Origin of the sequence: Shewanella sp. cp20, assembly GCF_000832025.1 — a bacterium.
Lineage (GTDB): Bacteria > Pseudomonadota > Gammaproteobacteria > Enterobacterales > Shewanellaceae > Shewanella.
Window position 1 is genome coordinate 66,342 of sequence record NZ_JPII01000028.1, and the last position, 16,189, is coordinate 82,530.

11 protein-coding genes are annotated in these 16,189 nt (G+C 50.4%); 2 read left to right on the top strand and 9 right to left on the bottom strand.

The annotated features are described in order from the left end of the window. Positions 1–69: 69 nt before the first annotated feature. The 4 genes from DB48_RS10545 to DB48_RS10560 form a co-directional block, all read right to left on the bottom strand. Complete coding sequence (locus tag DB48_RS10545) at positions 70–2,949, bottom strand: valine--tRNA ligase (RefSeq protein WP_041510246.1); 2,880 nt, start codon at positions 2,947–2,949, stop codon at positions 70–72. A gap of 24 nt (positions 2,950–2,973) precedes the next feature. Beyond that, the gene (locus DB48_RS10550) at positions 2,974–3,435 is read right to left on the bottom strand and encodes a DNA polymerase III subunit chi (protein WP_041510247.1); all 462 of its coding nucleotides are present in this window, start codon (positions 3,433–3,435) and stop codon (positions 2,974–2,976) included. A gap of 541 nt (positions 3,436–3,976) precedes the next feature. After that, positions 3,977–4,366: a hypothetical protein gene (locus DB48_RS10555; protein WP_052813753.1), complete on the bottom strand. Its 390-nt coding sequence runs from the start codon at positions 4,364–4,366 to the stop codon at positions 3,977–3,979. 22 nt (positions 4,367–4,388) lie between these two features. Beyond that, positions 4,389–5,486, bottom strand: a complete 1,098-nt coding sequence (locus DB48_RS10560; protein WP_041510248.1) for a hypothetical protein — start codon at positions 5,484–5,486, stop codon at positions 4,389–4,391. Positions 5,487–6,207: 721 nt separating this feature from the next. Here DB48_RS10560 and DB48_RS10565 point away from each other — a divergent pair. Beyond that, positions 6,208–6,648, top strand: a complete 441-nt coding sequence (locus DB48_RS10565; RefSeq protein ID WP_041510249.1) for a hypothetical protein — start codon at positions 6,208–6,210, stop codon at positions 6,646–6,648. A 931-nt stretch (positions 6,649–7,579) separates the two neighbouring features. Here DB48_RS10565 and DB48_RS10570 read toward each other — a convergent pair. From DB48_RS10570 to amrB, 3 genes are all read right to left on the bottom strand, one after another. Next, complete coding sequence (locus DB48_RS10570) at positions 7,580–10,645, bottom strand: putative Ig domain-containing protein (protein ID WP_041510250.1); 3,066 nt, start codon at positions 10,643–10,645, stop codon at positions 7,580–7,582. Between the two features lie 1,207 nt (positions 10,646–11,852). Continuing rightward, entirely contained in the window at positions 11,853–12,428 is a 576-nt protein-coding gene (gene amrA / locus DB48_RS10575; protein WP_041510251.1) for an AmmeMemoRadiSam system protein A, read from the bottom strand. After that, positions 12,406–13,221 carry an AmmeMemoRadiSam system protein B gene (amrB, locus tag DB48_RS10580; protein ID WP_041510252.1) on the bottom strand — a complete coding sequence of 272 codons (816 nt, stop codon included), beginning with the start codon at positions 13,219–13,221 and terminating at the stop codon, positions 12,406–12,408. The genes amrA and amrB overlap by 23 nt, the downstream gene beginning before the upstream one ends. Positions 13,222–13,285: 64 nt before the next feature. Between amrB and amrS the strand changes: the two genes are divergently transcribed. After that, positions 13,286–14,380 (top strand): AmmeMemoRadiSam system radical SAM enzyme, encoded by a 1,095-nt coding sequence (amrS, locus tag DB48_RS10585; RefSeq protein WP_041510253.1) that lies wholly within the window; start codon positions 13,286–13,288, stop codon positions 14,378–14,380. Here amrS and DB48_RS10590 read toward each other — a convergent pair. Both DB48_RS10590 and DB48_RS10595 read right to left on the bottom strand, forming a co-directional pair. Then, a complete protein-coding gene (locus tag DB48_RS10590) occupies positions 14,362–15,030 on the bottom strand; it encodes a class I SAM-dependent methyltransferase (protein WP_041510254.1) in 669 nt (222 codons plus the stop codon). The two genes, amrS and DB48_RS10590, sit on opposite strands and share 19 nt — an antisense overlap. Positions 15,031–15,191: 161 nt before the next feature. Continuing rightward, positions 15,192–16,076, bottom strand: a complete 885-nt coding sequence (locus DB48_RS10595) for a tetratricopeptide repeat protein (RefSeq protein WP_041510255.1) — start codon at positions 16,074–16,076, stop codon at positions 15,192–15,194. Positions 16,077–16,189 lie beyond the last annotated feature (113 nt).

A 16,189-nucleotide genomic window follows, 5' to 3' on the forward strand; every position in this document is an offset into this window, starting at 1 on the left:
AGGCAGTCGATTGACTGCCTTTTTCGTTCGCTCAGATAAGCGCTTACGCTTCTAGCTTGGCCTTCTAGCTTAGCCTTCCAGCTTGGCCAGCTCGGTCTTCTGCTCGCTGAGCTTGTCCATATCGCGTTGGAACTCGGCCAGCTTGGCGCGCTCCTTCTCGATAACCGCTTCCGGTGCCTTGGCCACGAAGCCCTGGTTGTTCAGCTTGCCTTCGATGCGCTTGGCTTCGCCGACCAGCTTCTCCAGCTGCTTGTCGATACGGGCCATCTCGGCGGCCACATCGATAAGACCCGCCATAGGGATCAGCAGCTCCATCTCGCCCACCAGTTGGGTGGTCGACATAGGCGCCGTCTCATCGTCGCCAAGAATCGTCATAGATTCCAGCTTGGCCAGGGTCGCGAAGAAGGTCTGGTTGGCTTCGACGCGGGCCTTGTCTTGCTCGCTGACGCTGCGTAGCAGGGCGTTAAGCGGCTTGCTCGGCGCGATATTCAGCTCGGCGCGGATGTTACGTACGGCGACGATCACCTGCTTAACCCACTCGAGATCTGCCATGGCGGCTTCGTCTACCTTGGCTGCCTGATATTCAGGGAAAGGCATTAGCATCAGGGTGTCACCCTCGACGCCCGCCAGCGGCTTAACGCGCTGCCAGATGGTCTCTGTTAGGTATGGCATCATAGGATGCAGCAGGCGCTGCATGGCTTCCAGTACGGTAACCAGGGTATGACGGGTACCGCGCTGCTCGGCCTCGGAGCCGTTTTGCAGTACCGGCTTGGTCAGCTCCAGATACCAGTCACAGAACTGGTTCCAGGTGAACTCGTACAGGGTGTTGGCCGCCAGGTCGAAACGGTAGTTCTCCATGTGCTCGTCAAACGCCTTCACCGTCTGGTTGAACAGACCGATAATCCAGCGATCCGCCAGCGACAGCTGCATCTCGCCATCGGCTGTGCCCTTAGGCGACTGAGGACCACAATCTTGATCTTCTGTGTTCATCAGCACATAGCGCGACGCGTTCCAGATCTTGTTACAGAAGCTGCGGTAACCGTCGAGACGCTTCATGTCCCAGTTGATGTCACGGCCGGTAGAGGCCATGGCAGCCAGGGTGAAACGCAGGGCGTCGGTGCCGTGGGCCTCGATGCCTTCGCTAAACTCTTTGCGGGTGCTCTTCTCGATTTTGGCGGCCAGCTGAGGCTGCATCATGTTGCCAGTGCGCTTCTCAACTAAAGCTTCGAGATCGATACCGTCGATCATGTCTAGTGGATCCAGTACGTTACCCTTAGACTTGGACATCTTGTTGCCCTGTTCGTCGCGGATAAGGCCGGTCACATAAACCGTCTTAAACGGCACCTGCGGCTTGCCGTCTTCATCCTTGATGAAATGCATGGTCATCATGATCATGCGTGCCACCCAGAAGAAGATGATGTCGAATCCTGTGACCAACACGTCGGTGGGGTGGAAGGTCTTGAGCGCCTCGGTGTCGTCCGGCCAGCCTAGCGTCGAGAAGGTCCACAGCGCCGAGCTGAACCAGGTATCCAGTACGTCTGGGTCTTGGCGCAGCACGACAGAGTCGGCCAGGTTATGCTTGGCGCGTACCTCGGCCTCGTCGCGGCCGACATAGACCTTGCCCGCCTCGTCATACCAGGCCGGGATACGGTGACCCCACCACAGCTGACGCGAGATACACCAGTCTTGAATGTCACGCATCCAAGAGAAGTACATGTTTTCATACTGCTGTGGCACAAACTTGATGTCACCGTTCTCAACCGCTTCGATAGCCGTCTTGGCCATAGGGGCAACGGCCACATACCATTGGTCGGTCAGCAGGGGCTCGATCACCACGCCGGAGCGGTCGCCATAAGGCACCTTGAGGGCGTGTGGGTCAATTTTACCCAGCAGGCCGAGTGACTCGAACTCGTCGACGATGGCGGTGCGCGCCTTGAAACGATCCATGCCGGCGAAGCGCTCTGGCAGGCTGCCGTCCAGCTCGTCGTTGGCGGTGCCGTCTGAGTTGACGACTTCTGCCTGGCTACGGATGGCGGCGTCTATGGTCAGAATGTTGAACATAGGCAGGTTGTGACGCTTACCTACCTCATAGTCGTTGAAGTCGTGAGCCGGGGTGATCTTCACACAGCCGGTACCGAACTCCATGTCGACATAGTCGTCGGCGACGATAGGGATACGACGGTTAACGATAGGCAGCAGGATGAACTTGCCGATCAGCGACTGATAGCGCTCGTCGTCTGGGTGTACGGCAACCGCACTGTCGCCCAGCATGGTTTCTGGACGCGTGGTAGCCACTTCAAGATAGTCTTTACCGTCGGCGGTCAGTGCGCCGTCGGCCAGCGGGTAGCGGAAGTGCCACATGCTGCCCTGTTTTTCTTTGTTTTCGACCTCGAGATCTGAAATCGCTGTGTGTAGCTTAGGATCCCAGTTCACCAGGCGCTTGCCACGGTAGATGAGGTCGTCGTTGTACAGGCGCACAAACACCTCTTGTACCGCGGCCGACATGCCTTCATCCATGGTGAAACGTTCACGGTCCCAATCGACCGAGGCGCCCAGGCGGCGCAGCTGCTTGGTGATGGTGCCACCAGACTGGTTTTTCCAGTCCCAAATACGGTCGATAAAGGTCTCACGGCCCAGGTCGTGACGGCTCTTGCCCTCTTCGGCCTCTACCTTGCGCTCCACCAACATCTGCGTGGCGATACCCGCGTGGTCGGTACCTACCTGCCAAAGGGTGTTCTTGCCCTTCATGCGCTGGTAGCGGATCAGGGTATCCATGATGGTGTCCTGGAAGGCATGACCCATGTGCAGGCTACCGGTCACGTTTGGCGGCGGGATCATGATGCAGTAATTGCCTTTTGACTCATCGCCGTGGGGCTTAAAGTATCCTTTCTCTTCCCAGTTCTGGTACAGAGCCTGTTCGATTGACTGTGGGTTGTATGTCTTTTCCATAGGAGCGTGTGCTTCTCAAACTAATTAATTTGGTTGTTGGGTCGTTAGGGGGATCCCTAACTCGCGATACTGGCGATAACGATCGCGGGCGGTCGCTTTCATGGCAGCATCGTCGGCAACGAAGTCGATAATCTGGCCAAAGTTTACCGCAAATTGCGGCGCTTGGTCTGCAAGATTAATCAGAAGATGACGATTTTTATTGGGGCCCAGTTTATCGAAGCCAATCTCTACCGGTGCGCCACCCGTCGGCCCTTCGCCCTTGAGGTTATGGGGCACGAAGGCAGAGGGTTCAAATTGCCATAAAATTTCGTCAACCTCATAGGCCTGTTGCTGGTCGTTGCAGTGGATATACACCAGCTGTTGGCCGCGATAAGCCTGCTCGGCAAGCCGACAGGCTAAAAGATAGATACTCTCCCGAGGCGAACTCGCCACCTGAGGTGCGGCAGAAGCGGCTTGTGGCATCAAATAAAACAAGGCGTTAGGCATCATCTGACTCTGTGTCGCTCGGGGCTGGCTAGCTGTTGACGAAAGAGAGGATTTTACACTAAAAGTGAGTTGTTAAACCAGAGGGGGAGGGGATTTGTCGAATAACAAATTGCGTAATATTTTTTGGTTGGAGCGTTTGGCTGAATTGTCATTGATTTGGTGTGTTTGAAGGTCGCACCTTCATGGCAACCTATCACCTGCGGTGGGGTCATGTGTCAACCCTCTTTTGAGGTGGTGAGTGAATTACTTCATTTTGTGGTTAAGCATCTACCTGTTTTGGGTATTTGTAAGGTGAGTTTTAAACCATAGCTTCATGATTAATCTATTGCTTGGCAGCAGGCCTTTCGTGCAAACATTCTTTTGGCACGCAGCAAGTCCATCCTTGGATGCTCTGCGAAATCATCCATGATTTCGAAGGCCAAAAGCATGTTTACACCGAGTTATCTATCTCTTCGATTTGACCTTGTGAGAAGGTCTAGCCGTAAAATCATTATGGGAATTGGCATTTGTCAGAATGTTTACTCTGACCCTACTAATCTTATTAGCTGTGCGCAAAGTGCTTACCTTTGATTTCAATTTTAAACTCTGTGGCATATACCTGCCATTGGACCCATGGTTCCCGATTAAGGAAACCATCAAAATCAAAAAGCACCCCATTAAACCCCAAATTGGTGATTTCATCTAAGGGCAGCTCCGGTGATGGATGAGGCTTACCTTCGATGTTGTCATACCAGAACAACGCCACCTCTTTCGACACATTGCGCAGGTGCAATACACCCTGATCAATGATCCAATCAGTATCGCTGGATTCAGAGTGCTCTTTGCTCATGAAGGCACCTTCGAACTCAATTGAAATTGAACCATCGCCTCTAGTAATCTTAATCACTGCGGCATCATGAAAGCTAAATTTATCGAATTCTGATGTGATCATAATTTTACAGCTAACGCTCAAGCTAATTGTTAGCCTTTTTTAGACTGCGAATTGTGCGGTCAAGATCTTTCTCTTCACCTAACCCCATTTTATAAAACATCTGTCTTTTGCTGTTTAAGAGTGAAATCGCATATTCTACTATTTCTCTATTTATGAGAGGTTGCTTATTATCAGTGGAGTCCAGCGTCGATATAACTTTTGTGGCATCAAAATCCGTATTTCCATCTTCATCGTTAGCTAAATGATTAATGCGAAATACAATGTCACTCAAAAACTTCATTTGAGACCTCAGATCAACAACCTGACAGGTGACACTACCTTCTCTCTCAACTTGAGCTTCTTTGAACTCAAAAACACCCAATAGAACGTTTACCATAGTCATTTCTTCATCTTCTATGTAAATAGGCTCTTCATCGGGAAACAAAAATACAGTTCTAGTTAACGTACCATATTCAAAGTGCTTGATACCTTTCAATCCGGGCGAAGTATCATAGTAATGTGCTACAAACATATTAGGATCAGTAAGAATTCCATAATCATCAAGTAAAACAGTTTTTACCCCATCCAATATATTCCCAATTTCAATTCTTCTACCCTGCTTCAATAATCTCGATGCTTCTACCATCGCCCATACGCCATGCGCCTGGAACATAGTAAACCTCACTGCAAATACCAGTGGTAGTTTGAACCTGTTAGCGTATGACATTCTCCTTTTAAGATCTTTAGCTGAAATTTTAAAGACGCTTTTTTTACACGACTTTATCTCAATAAAGCACTGATACCTTAACCCAAGCTTACTTTTACTAATTCCTTTAATCGCCGACCCGGGTGAAAAGGATGCAATAAAATCAGGGGCAATTTCATCACTATCAATTATTGGGCTTTGGCCTATCTTCGATATTGACTCACAAGTACACATTAACTTACAAAGTATTGCGAATTCATCTTCTTGTTCAAGGCCGTAGATGATTTGATCTATTCGTTCATGACTTTCTACTGGAACAAGCGTCTTTTTTATCTCATCGAAATCACTTTTCTTATTAGTAAAGGATTTCAATGTAATCAGATGCTTTGCCATTTCAATCGGCGAAAGTTTTGATGAATTAAGGTATTTCTCCATAAATTCCCTTAAGAGGCTAACAACTTATTGTTGAGACCTTGCAAGGTGCGTTACCTTGTATGGTAGGAGACCAAGCATGTAAATAAATGGGGGCAGAGTAAACTTCTATGGGAGTTGATTGGCGCATGTGGTTGGCTTCTTCATTCCCTGAATGGCGTAGTCAATGTTTGATTCGATTTGGCCTAGCTCTGTCCTTGGTTGGTTACACATTAAGCTATTGGTTAGATGGTAATCAACATCTTCGGTCACATTTCTGTTCGTTTTTTTCTTAAAAATAATAACTTGTCTTAATGCTACCCAATCAAGCCAAATCGAAGAGACGATGGATACCGAGTGTAGATACGCCGGAGAGCTTCCGAAACAGGGATGTTTCGGCAGAGCCTACACGGACGTATTCACGGCGTCTCACAGGTGTATCTGCACAACCCCCGCCGGGCAGGCGATAGGTTACAGCGAAGGTGCGACCTTCAAACATATTCAATAAATAAGAACTCGGCTAAATGTTAGCTGTAACGTTATGTGCTTAAGCCAGTAGCTGGTATTTAGTGAAAGCCAAGGTTAATGCTTAGTCACTCTCACCGCAGCCGATAGATTGCCATGAAGGTGCGACCTTCAAATCTTGTATCCTTCCGTTACCGAAAGTTTATTATGACGTAGAATATGGTACGAATTTTTTGAGACAAGTCGTTGGTAGTGGGATAATAATCAGGAGTGGCACTGGATGTTCGAATTGCGTTTATTAAAGTTAGTTGTTGTATTTTTCTTTCTGGCGCCAGCGTTTTTTATTTATTTTGTCATCATGAAGAATGATATTAAGTTTACTCATGTAATCACGGAAGTTAGTAGGGATGAAATATATCAGTCGATGAAGCTAGTTGGTGATGATAATAGAAGTGAGAAGATTATTTTTGCCGGTTTTTATGACTGCTTGCAAGATTATAAGCCATTGTGGAAGAGGCGTATTCCAAAAGGCAATCCTCATGATGATTATTATTTGGAGGTTTTAGTGTCATCGAACGATATGCTTATTTTTGATGTAAGGGGCGGGGAAGCGTATCAAGTTGGAGTCAGAAGTATTGATGAGAATGGCATTTACCAAGATTCATCTGATTCCCATGCGATTAACTGTAATGTTAATTTGATTAAAGTGGTTGATAAATAAGTGAATAAGTAAGGGGCGGAGTTAACTTTTTAAGGGATGTGATTGGCGCATGTGGTTGGCTTTTTCATTCCCTGAAAGGCGTGGTCGATGTTTGATTCGAGTTGGCCTAGCTCTGTCCTTAGTTGGTTACACATTAAGCTATTGGTTAGATGGTAATCAACATGTTCGGTCACATTTCTGTTCGTTTTTTCTTAAAAATAATAGCTTGTCTCAATGCTACCCAACGAAGCTAAATCGAAGAGACGTTTAGATACGGGTGTAAGAATACTTTTGGCTCTCGGCGGCATGGCGAAAAATGTTCCCTACATTTTTTGGCATTCACTACATCCATTTAGGTCAGTACCGCCGCGCAAAAGTGTGTTGGTTTCTTCGATCGATAACTAATGAAGCCAAATCGAAGAGACATTAGACACCGAGTGCAAACACGATTTTGGCCTTCGAAATCATGGATGATTTCGCAGAGCCCACATGGATGTGCTTGCGGCGAGCCAAAATAGTGTTTGCACATCCCCCGCCGGGCAGGCGTTAGGTAACAATGAAGGTTCGACCTTCATATCCACTTAGCCAATGAGCACAACGCTATGCGCCGACATTAATTATTCGGACATTAATTACTATGTACGTCCACAGCCCTCGCCGGGCAGGCGATAGATTGCCATGAAGGTACGACCTTCAAATCCCCTGCAAATACAAATGTGGCCAAATGCTGCTTCCCAATCGACAACAATCGACGCCAAATCGAAGAGACGTTGGATACCGAGTGTAGATGCATCTGCGGACGCCGATGATAAGCGGCAAATCCCCTGCCGTGTGTTGCGGCAAAAAAAATCCCCCGAGGAGAGGGGGACTTGAGTGCCATTCAATCTCGGCAAAGGGAGCGCCTCTAACCTGATGAGTGTCTTGCCATCGAGCTAGAGGCCAAGGTTAACCATTAATGGAATTTTCTGCGGATGGCCAATGGGAGGAGCAGCAAGACCAGGTACCCCAGGCTACCGCCGCCTGAACTCTCCTCTTTGATGTCGATGGAGAGGGTAGCGTTTGTGCTAAGTCCCATCTCATCGGTTACCGTGACAATGGCGCTGGATTTACCTGTGACCTTGCTGCTACCGCTGAGTTGGCCTTGTGCACTTAGGCTAATGCCTGCTGGTAGGCCAACGGCTTTGAAGCTCAGGGCATGACCATCGGCGTCGGTAAATGCGCTGGCTAAATCGCGAGAGATGGCTTCGCCGCTCTTAAGCGCAACACTGCCTAGGCCGGAGGTTGTCGGGGCCGAATTCACCTGAACCTTGGCAGTCAGGGAAGCCTTGGCACCTAAGGTATCTGTGACCGTGGCGAGTACCTGATGTTCGCCCGCCTGGCTGAGTTGTCCGTAAGCCATGCCGAGGGCATTGACTTCAAGCGCCGAGCCTTCATCTTTTGCGAAGCTGAAGTTGTGATCCTCAGGATCGCTTACTGCGTCGGCGAGGTTAAAGGTGATGTTCTCTCCTGGATTGATCCAGTAAGTGTCGATGGCCTCAATGACGGGGGCCGAGTTAGCGAAGAAGGGTAAACTGACGTTAAGCGTCATCTCTTTGCTGTCGGTCACTAGAATGTCGAGTTCGCCAGAGTCATGGCTTGTCGTGTCATAGGTGAGTACGCCCGACTCAGAGAGCTCTGCATCAGAGGGCAGGTTGCTCGAGCTGAAGATGAGCTGGTCATCATTGTCGGCGTCAAATACGAACTCACTGATATTACGCTCTACTTTCTCCCCTTCATTCGCTAGTAGGGGCATGAGTGCCGAGGTCAGAATTGGACTGGTGGCGATATCGGCCCGCATCAGTACGCTGGTGGAGTAATTAATGTTGGCGTTAAAGATCAAGTTTTGTTTTACCGAGTCGCCATAGGCTATCTTGCTGGTATCTAAGCTTGATACTCCTAAGTCCTGAGCCCTAGTGGTCTCTAGCTTTTTCCAAGCGCCGCTCTGCCTGTCGATAGCATAGCTGTTCAGACTATTATAATTAGTGTTTACGACGTAATCTTCAGATATGAAGGTTAGGCCATTGGAATAAAGCTCTGAAACAAAAGAGGTCGACATAAATGACAGACTGAGATCGTCATTGACCTTATAACTCGAGACTGCGGAGTCTTTTATAAAATAGATGTTCTTGCCGTTTGTGATGATCGCTGCGTCGTTGGGGACCGAACCCGAGAGATCTATGCCATCTCCAAGATCGACGTCCTTGTTAGCAACATCAACATCGACGAAATAGAATTTAGTGCTTTCTCTGTCCCAGACATAGGGTTTCCCGTCAACGAAGCCTATGCTCCTATAGTAGTAATAGGTGTTAAAGAGAGTTGAATCCAAGGTGTCGATAAAGGTTGGATTATTATCCGCATCCAGGCTGAAGAATGCATAGCCGCCATCTTGTGACAGAAACGCCGCGATTCCACTGCTAGGGGCAAACTGGGCAGAATTATTGTTACTGTGGTAGTAAAATGGATTTCCCGATACGGTCAGTGGTTTTATCTCTGTCGAAATGATCCCTTTATCATCGACCTTAAGGGCCATAAAGCGGTCATTTTGCGAATTCGGTGTAAAGTTAAAATTTCTCCCCGCGAGGAGTATGTGATTGCCTTTGACAACGACCCTATCTATGGACGGCGATGCATTGTAATCGAAACCCAATTGTTCCCAAGTCGTAGCATAGAGTGGGGTTTGAGCGCTTGCGTCGGCGAGCATTGAATAGATGCCTTGTCTATCAATAGCAACAATGATATCGAGTGACTCGATAAAGGCGATTTGGCTCCATGAATCGCCGAAAATCGGCATATTTTGTTGTCCATCGACTAGGGTATCTTTTTTGACAAAGTCATAAGCCGTGGAGCTGTTGGCAAAGAGTTCGGCCTTTCCATTCATCATTCTCCAGCCGAGTCCATCTGCGACAGCTAGTTGACTCAAATAGACACTGGTGGTGACTGTGTCTTCCAGTGAAAAAGAGGGCGAAGCACCGTCATTGAAGCGATAAATTTTGCCAAGACTATTACTTTGCTGAATAAGTAACTTGCCATCAATGAGTGTGATTGAGTTGTTACTTACATAGGCATTGAAAGTATTGTAGGTAGAATCACTGTAGCTGGTCGTGAACGTCTTATTCGTCTCATCTAAGTGGTAGACGTTAATATTACCACTTTCAGTTATAAATATATTCTTGGTATTAGGATCGAATTGGATGTCATAAATATTTTGGTAGGTATCGACCTGTGGGAGTCGGGCAATTTCGGTTGCCGATCCATTTATTGAGTCGAGTTTGACCGCGATTAATGCAGAGGTCGAGTCATAGGTGCTGCCACGGCCAAAAATGAGTAAAGTTTGGCTGGCTTGATCATATTCAACTCCTTCAACTCTTGAGGGGAGTTTATCGCTATTGACGAGAATAAAGGGGGTTAGCTCGCCGGTGACTTTATCCCTTTTGGCAATAGATAGGTTTTTTTGGTAATTACTCCAGCTAAAGAGATAGTTTCCATCGTCAGAGATCTGGCTTTCGGTAGCATAATCGATAGACTGAGTACCTATGCTGGTATAGGTAAATTTGTTTTCCCACACTTTATTCTCAGAATCTAAGGTCATCACTGCTATCTGATAGTGACTGTCTTCCATATTCATTAAATACATGAACTTAGCGTCTGGGCTCAGAGAGATGTTGTCGCGGTTGTTATAATAATCCTCTTTTCCGATGCTCTGCTTACCCATATAGCTTATGGTGTTGTCATCTTTGGCAAAAAAAGTATGCAGGTAATGATTGTCTACGCCAACGGCTAGTTTGTTCGATGCATAAATTTGATAGATGTCATGAATACGACCTTCATTAATTACGCCTGCATTTTCAACGGCCAGTGCATGCTGCATGTTTTCGGTGATAGCCGTTGTTTGGGCTTCGTTATAGAGAACGCCGTAAGATTGAAATGAAGACAATAGGCCGAGAGCAGCCAACCAACAGAGAGGTTTAGTGGTGATCATATGGGGCAACATCCATTTATAGTAAAAATTCCTAAAGCACACTCTTAGTCAGTGTGCTATTTATTCGCCGCTTATATTAGCGCTTGCGATTATTCCGAGTGTTTATATCTATCGATTTAAAGAAAAAATGCACAGAATAATTGAGCGAGAAAAATACAGGCTTATACACAAAAGTGCAACATTTTTAAATAAACTTGTTAACTTTAGTATTGGCTTAAATGTCTTTGTCTCTGAACTCGAAAGGGCTAATTTCCCTTATAACGCGATATTCCGGCTAAATAGATGGGATGGTGAATAATTGGGGCTTGAGCAAACCTTTAAAGGTTTTTATCGATACATGCTGCTAAGTCTTTTCATTCCCAGATTGGTATGCTCTATGTTTGATTCGAGTTTGCCTAGCTCTGCGCTTAAGTGGTTACATTTCTATCTAGCTGGTTGGCTGCAATCAACATGTCATATCTCATTTATTGTGCCCTTTTTGCATCAAAACAATAGCTTGTCTTAATCCGTACTCGACGAGGCTAAATCGAAGAGAAGTTAGACACCGAGTGTAGATGCATCTGCACATAAGGTTGCTTCATTACATCCCTGTTGTCGCGACATTCGTAAATCCCTGAATATCACCACCGCTGGCTATAAATTACAGCGAAGGTTCGACCTTCAAATATCTTGTAAACACAAATCCGGCCAAATGCTGCCTCTCAATCGACAAACTAGACGCCAAATCGAAGAGACGTTAGACACCAAGTGTAGATGCATCTGCGGACGTCGATGGCAGGGATGCCATCGTCGAGCCTACAGGGAAGTATTTACGGCGTGTAGCAGATGTATCTGCACATAAGCGAGCCGCAGGCTATAAATTGCAGCGAAGGTTCGACCTTCAAATCCACTTCGTCAAAGACCACGACGTGAAGCGTTAACACTTAGTTTTTCTGACATTAACCACAATGTCCGCCATCCCCGCTGAGCAGGCGTTAAGTAACAATGAAGGTTCGACCTTCAAATCCACTTAATTAACGGCTGTGACGCTATGCGCCCGCATTCAATTATTCGGACACTAATTACAACGTGTCTCCATATTCCCCCGCCGGGCAGGCGATAGATAGCCATGAAGGTGCGACCTTCAACCCTCTCACCTAATAGGCAATTCGCCAGATGCTAACCCCCGGCCACGCCAACTGCTGCTTGGCCAAAGCAGCGCAGAAGGTCATGACGAAATCACCTCAGTGGTAAACCTATGCAGCGTGATGGTGTCACGCCAATAATCCTGTGGCCAGCCGCCTTTCTGTTTCAGGGCATCGACAAAGTCCCTGGGGGCGGGCAGGCTCTGCCATACCGACGGCAGAAACAGGGCGCGGCGCTGGCCGTCATCCATCAGTAAGCCATCGACATTGGGGCGTAGCGTGGATCGCAGTGCGCCTTCGCCCTGATTGTCTATGGGGACGAGGGGCGAGAGGATGGAGATCTCTAGGCTGAGGGCGTCGCGCTCGTCATCTTGTAGCGGGGCAAAGCGGCGATCCTTAAAGGCGGCGCTATAGGCATTTTCGCAGGCGCATTGCCATAGGGGATCGCTGGCATCCACCCTGCCTATGCAGCCTCTGAGTTCGCCGGCTTTGTGCAGGGTGACGAAGCAGGCCGCTGGCGTCAGAAGGGCCTCACTTTCCGGCGGCTGTGGCAGCACTAGGCGGCCTCGGGTTAGCCCCTGGTCTATCACCTGCCATATCAGATCGAGCAGGCAGGCCTTATCGCCGGTGCTGAGTTCAATAGAGGACGAAACTGGCATAGCCGACGACCTCTTCGTTGTCTCTGGGGGCGCGATGTTCATTGTGCGCCATGATATCGCCCGAGTTTGCGTGGCTGACACATTGGATCTGCCAGCCCTGTTGTTTGCCATAGTCGAGCAGGCCGTTGATGGCATGACAGCCGCAGGCCTGCTGGGACGTCAAGTGGGTATCTAGAGCCAGAATTGTGCTGCGGGTCTCCTGGTCGAGGCGATTAGCCAGAGGATAGGGGTGGTAGTGGCTGAGATCGCTGCTGACGACGACCAGGGGCGCGGGCCTATCGGGGGCATAGCTCAGGGTGGCCTTAATCAACTTGCTGATCGCCTCGCTGCCAGAGTCGCCGACCACCACGGGTATCAGGCTAAAATCTGATAGGCAGTATTGCAGCAGGGGGAGCTGGACCTCCAGCGCATGTTCCTGCTGATGGGCGGTATCTGATTCTATGGCTAACCTTTGATAGAGCAGGGCCTCAACCAACTCGCGGTCGATGGCGACCTCGCCCATGGGGGTGATAAAGCGGTCGCTGCGGGGCAGGGCGGCGCCCCTGAGGCCGACGTAGTGACTCGGCCCTAGTAGCAAGACTTTGTTATAGGCTGGCTTTTTGTTGGCCAGCAGGCGATAGGCGGCTGCGGCAATGGCGCCGGAATAGAAATAACCGGCATGGGGGGCGATGATGGCCTTGGGGACGATAGTGCTATGGCTCGGCTGGTCAAAATAACTGGCGATCTGCTGTATTAAATCACCAGGGTTATCGGGATAAAAACGCCCGGCAACCGCGGGTTCTCTGTACCTCATGGCTCTCTCCCGAGCGGTGCTCAACTATACTTTCAGTGTAGGCCATCGGCAGGGGGATCGCGCCATGAATCAAACGCCGCCGAGATATTTTCCCACCCAATATTGGCATGCCTTAGACGATGGGCGTGTCTGCTGTGATGTCTGTCCGCGCAAGTGCACCCTGCGAGAGGGCAAACGCGGTGCCTGTTTCGTGCGCATGCACCATCAAGGAGAGATAGTGCTGACCAGTTATGGCCGCTCATCAGGCTTCTGCATCGACCCTATCGAGAAGAAACCCCTGAACCATTTCTACCCGGGCTCCAGCGTGCTGAGTTTTGGTACCGCGGGTTGTAACCTGAGCTGCCTGTTTTGCCAAAATTGGGACATGAGTAAGTCGCGGCAGATGGACACCCTGTGCGATAGCGCCATGCCAGATGAGCTGGCCGCAACGGCCCGCCGCCATGGTTGCAAGAGTCTCGCCTTTACCTATAACGATCCCGTGGTGTTTATGGAGTACGCCATAGACGCCGCCCAGGCGGCCCATGAGCTGGGGCTTATGAGCGTGGCGGTGAGCGCGGGTTATATCTGCGAGGCGCCGCGTGCCGAGTTTTACCAATATATGGATGCGGCCAATATCGACCTTAAGGCCTTTAGCGAGTCCTTCTATCACAAGATCTGTCATGGTCAGCTGCAACCTGTGCTGGAGACCCTGCTCTATCTTAAGCAGGAGACCCAGGTGTGGTTTGAGATAACCACCTTGTTGATCCCCGGCGAGAACGATAGCGACCAGGAGCTCAACGCCATGTGCCAGTGGCTGGTGGAAAACTTAGGCCCGGATGTGCCGCTGCATTTTAGCGCCTTTCATCCCGACTTTAAGCTGTTGGATAAGCCGGTGACGCCCCTGAGTACATTGCAACGGGCGCGGCGTATCGCCCTCAATCATGGCCTGCATTATGTGTATTGCGGCAACGTGCATGACCCAGATTCGGACGCGACCTACTGCGCCAGCTGTCACAAACGCCTTATCGAGCGCGACTGGTATCAGCTGGGGCAATATGCGCTGGATGAGAAGGGGGCCTGTCGTTATTGCGGCGCGCCGCTGCCGGGACGCTTTGCCAAGGGGCGGGAAGATTTCGGTTCACGGCGCATCGCGGTGCGCATTCATCGCGATGAGGTCTGAGTCTCTTCGGGCTTGTTGCCGGCCAGCTTGGGTTTGAGCGCCACGCCACGTATGGTGGGCCGGGCCAGGGGCATCGCCTTACGCATGCTCTCGCGGGTGATCGATTCTATCTGAAAGCCTGCGCGGCGGATCTGCGCCTCCGTCTCTCGGTTGAGGTGGCAGTTGCCTGCGATGCGGCGCCAGATGAAGTTGACCCTGTCTTGCCAGCGTCGCCGGCGGGTGCCCTTTTCTGCGGCGACATGCTCGAGGAACAGCAGGTGACCGCCAGGTTTGAGCACCCGCCAGATCTCAGCCAGTGTCGTGGGCAGATCCACCACGGTGCAGCAGACCAAGGATACAAACACCCAGTCGATGCTCTCATCCTCGCAGGCCAGGGCTTCCGCCGGGCAGTCCAGCACTGTGATATTGCTATCGGGTAGCTCGGCGACGGCGCGCTCCAGGCGGCGTCTCATGTCCACATCGGGTTCGGTCAACACCAGCTCGAGCCCTGGCACATTGGGATAGAGGGGCAGGCTTGCGCCGGTACCCGCGCCGATCTCCAGCACGCGGCCACTGACTTGGCTGAGCAGCGTCCGGCGCCAGTCGATGAGGCAGGCCCGCTCGGGCCCGCGCATGAAACTGTCGTAACAAAAGGCGATGATGCGAGACATCTTGGCCTCCGGCTCACACGCCGCGACCAGAGATCGCGGCGGCGTATCATGAATGACTTATTTAAGTATGGGCCCTGATGTAGAAAAGGCACATCTCTGGTCCATCTTTAGGCCTTTAAGGTTATCGTTGGTGCGCCGCTGTGCCCGATATCTAGCTGTATTTAGTTCTCGCTGGTGGAGATCAAGAGATCAAACCTTGGGTTGTTTCTCAGGTTGGCGAAGTCATCCTCGTTGGCGGCGACCTCCTTGAAGGAGACGCTGTTTTCGATAGCCTGCTCGAGGTCAGACAGGGCGCGCTCTTCCTGTCCCAGACAGGCGAAGGCGCAGGCGCGCTGGTAGAGGGCGTGGGCGTTGCTGCCGTCGACCTCAAGCACCCGGTTACACAGGCTGAGGGCCCAGTTAAACTCGCGCATCTCCATGGCCGCATCGGCCTTGTAGGTCATGGCCTCCAGATCGCCCGGGCGTATGGTGAGGATCTCGTTATAGACGGCGATCTTCTGCTCCGGGGTTTGGGCGCTCTGGGATTGCAGCCAGAGGGTGTGGATCTCGTTGATGATCTCGATCTCGCGATTGTTCTTGGTGATGATGCGGCTCTTACGCTTGAGATCTTGCTCGAGCACCTTGAACTTCTCCTCATATTGCTCGGTGATCGCCTGCAACTGTTCGGCGGCGAGCTTGGCGGTGTTGGTCTTGATCTCCCTGAGGGACTGCCAGCCGATGAAGGCGATCAGCGAGGCCACACCTGCGATGATGTAGAAGAAGTAGGTGACTGTGACGTTGGCATAGTTGAGGGACTTGTCGGCCACCGCCAGCTCCCGGTCGGTGATCTCGATTGTCAGGCGGCGCTCCAGATCTTGCTGCTCCATCCTAAGGGCCTTGAGCTCGTCGAGTATGTAACGCTCCACCAGGGGCTTGTCTAAAATCGGCTGCTGAGCATGGGTCAAGGCGGGCTGTGGCGGGTCAATCTCGGCCTCGTTGGCCCCCTGGACTGTGAGTGTCGTGGCGAGTGAAATAATGGCGATTAACAGGCAAAGTAAGCGTGGCATAACAGATTTCCGTCTTTAATTTAGGTCGTTAACTTAGTGTGGGTCGTCCTAATCTAGGGTCACACTAACAACATAGGGCGTTTGATGCCAATCTAATTGCCAGACGGAAAAGG

Excerpts from the sequence above, each read along its gene's own strand:
- DB48_RS10545 (WP_041510246.1), bottom strand. The coding sequence starts at position 2,949 with ATGGAAAAGACATACAACCCACAGTCAATCGAACAGGCTCTGTACCAG.
- DB48_RS10550 (WP_041510247.1), bottom strand. The coding sequence starts at position 3,435 with ATGCCTAACGCCTTGTTTTATTTGATGCCACAAGCCGCTTCTGCCGCA.
- DB48_RS10555 (WP_052813753.1), bottom strand. The coding sequence starts at position 4,366 with ATGATCACATCAGAATTCGATAAATTTAGCTTTCATGATGCCGCAGTG.
- DB48_RS10560 (WP_041510248.1), bottom strand. The coding sequence starts at position 5,486 with ATGGAGAAATACCTTAATTCATCAAAACTTTCGCCGATTGAAATGGCA.
- DB48_RS10565 (WP_041510249.1), top strand. The coding sequence starts at position 6,208 with ATGTTCGAATTGCGTTTATTAAAGTTAGTTGTTGTATTTTTCTTTCTG.
- DB48_RS10570 (WP_041510250.1), bottom strand. The coding sequence starts at position 10,645 with ATGATCACCACTAAACCTCTCTGTTGGTTGGCTGCTCTCGGCCTATTG.
- amrA (WP_041510251.1), bottom strand. The coding sequence starts at position 12,428 with ATGCCAGTTTCGTCCTCTATTGAACTCAGCACCGGCGATAAGGCCTGC.
- amrB (WP_041510252.1), bottom strand. The coding sequence starts at position 13,221 with ATGAGGTACAGAGAACCCGCGGTTGCCGGGCGTTTTTATCCCGATAAC.
- amrS (WP_041510253.1), top strand. The coding sequence starts at position 13,286 with ATGAATCAAACGCCGCCGAGATATTTTCCCACCCAATATTGGCATGCC.
- DB48_RS10590 (WP_041510254.1), bottom strand. The coding sequence starts at position 15,030 with ATGTCTCGCATCATCGCCTTTTGTTACGACAGTTTCATGCGCGGGCCC.
- DB48_RS10595 (WP_041510255.1), bottom strand. The coding sequence starts at position 16,076 with ATGCCACGCTTACTTTGCCTGTTAATCGCCATTATTTCACTCGCCACG.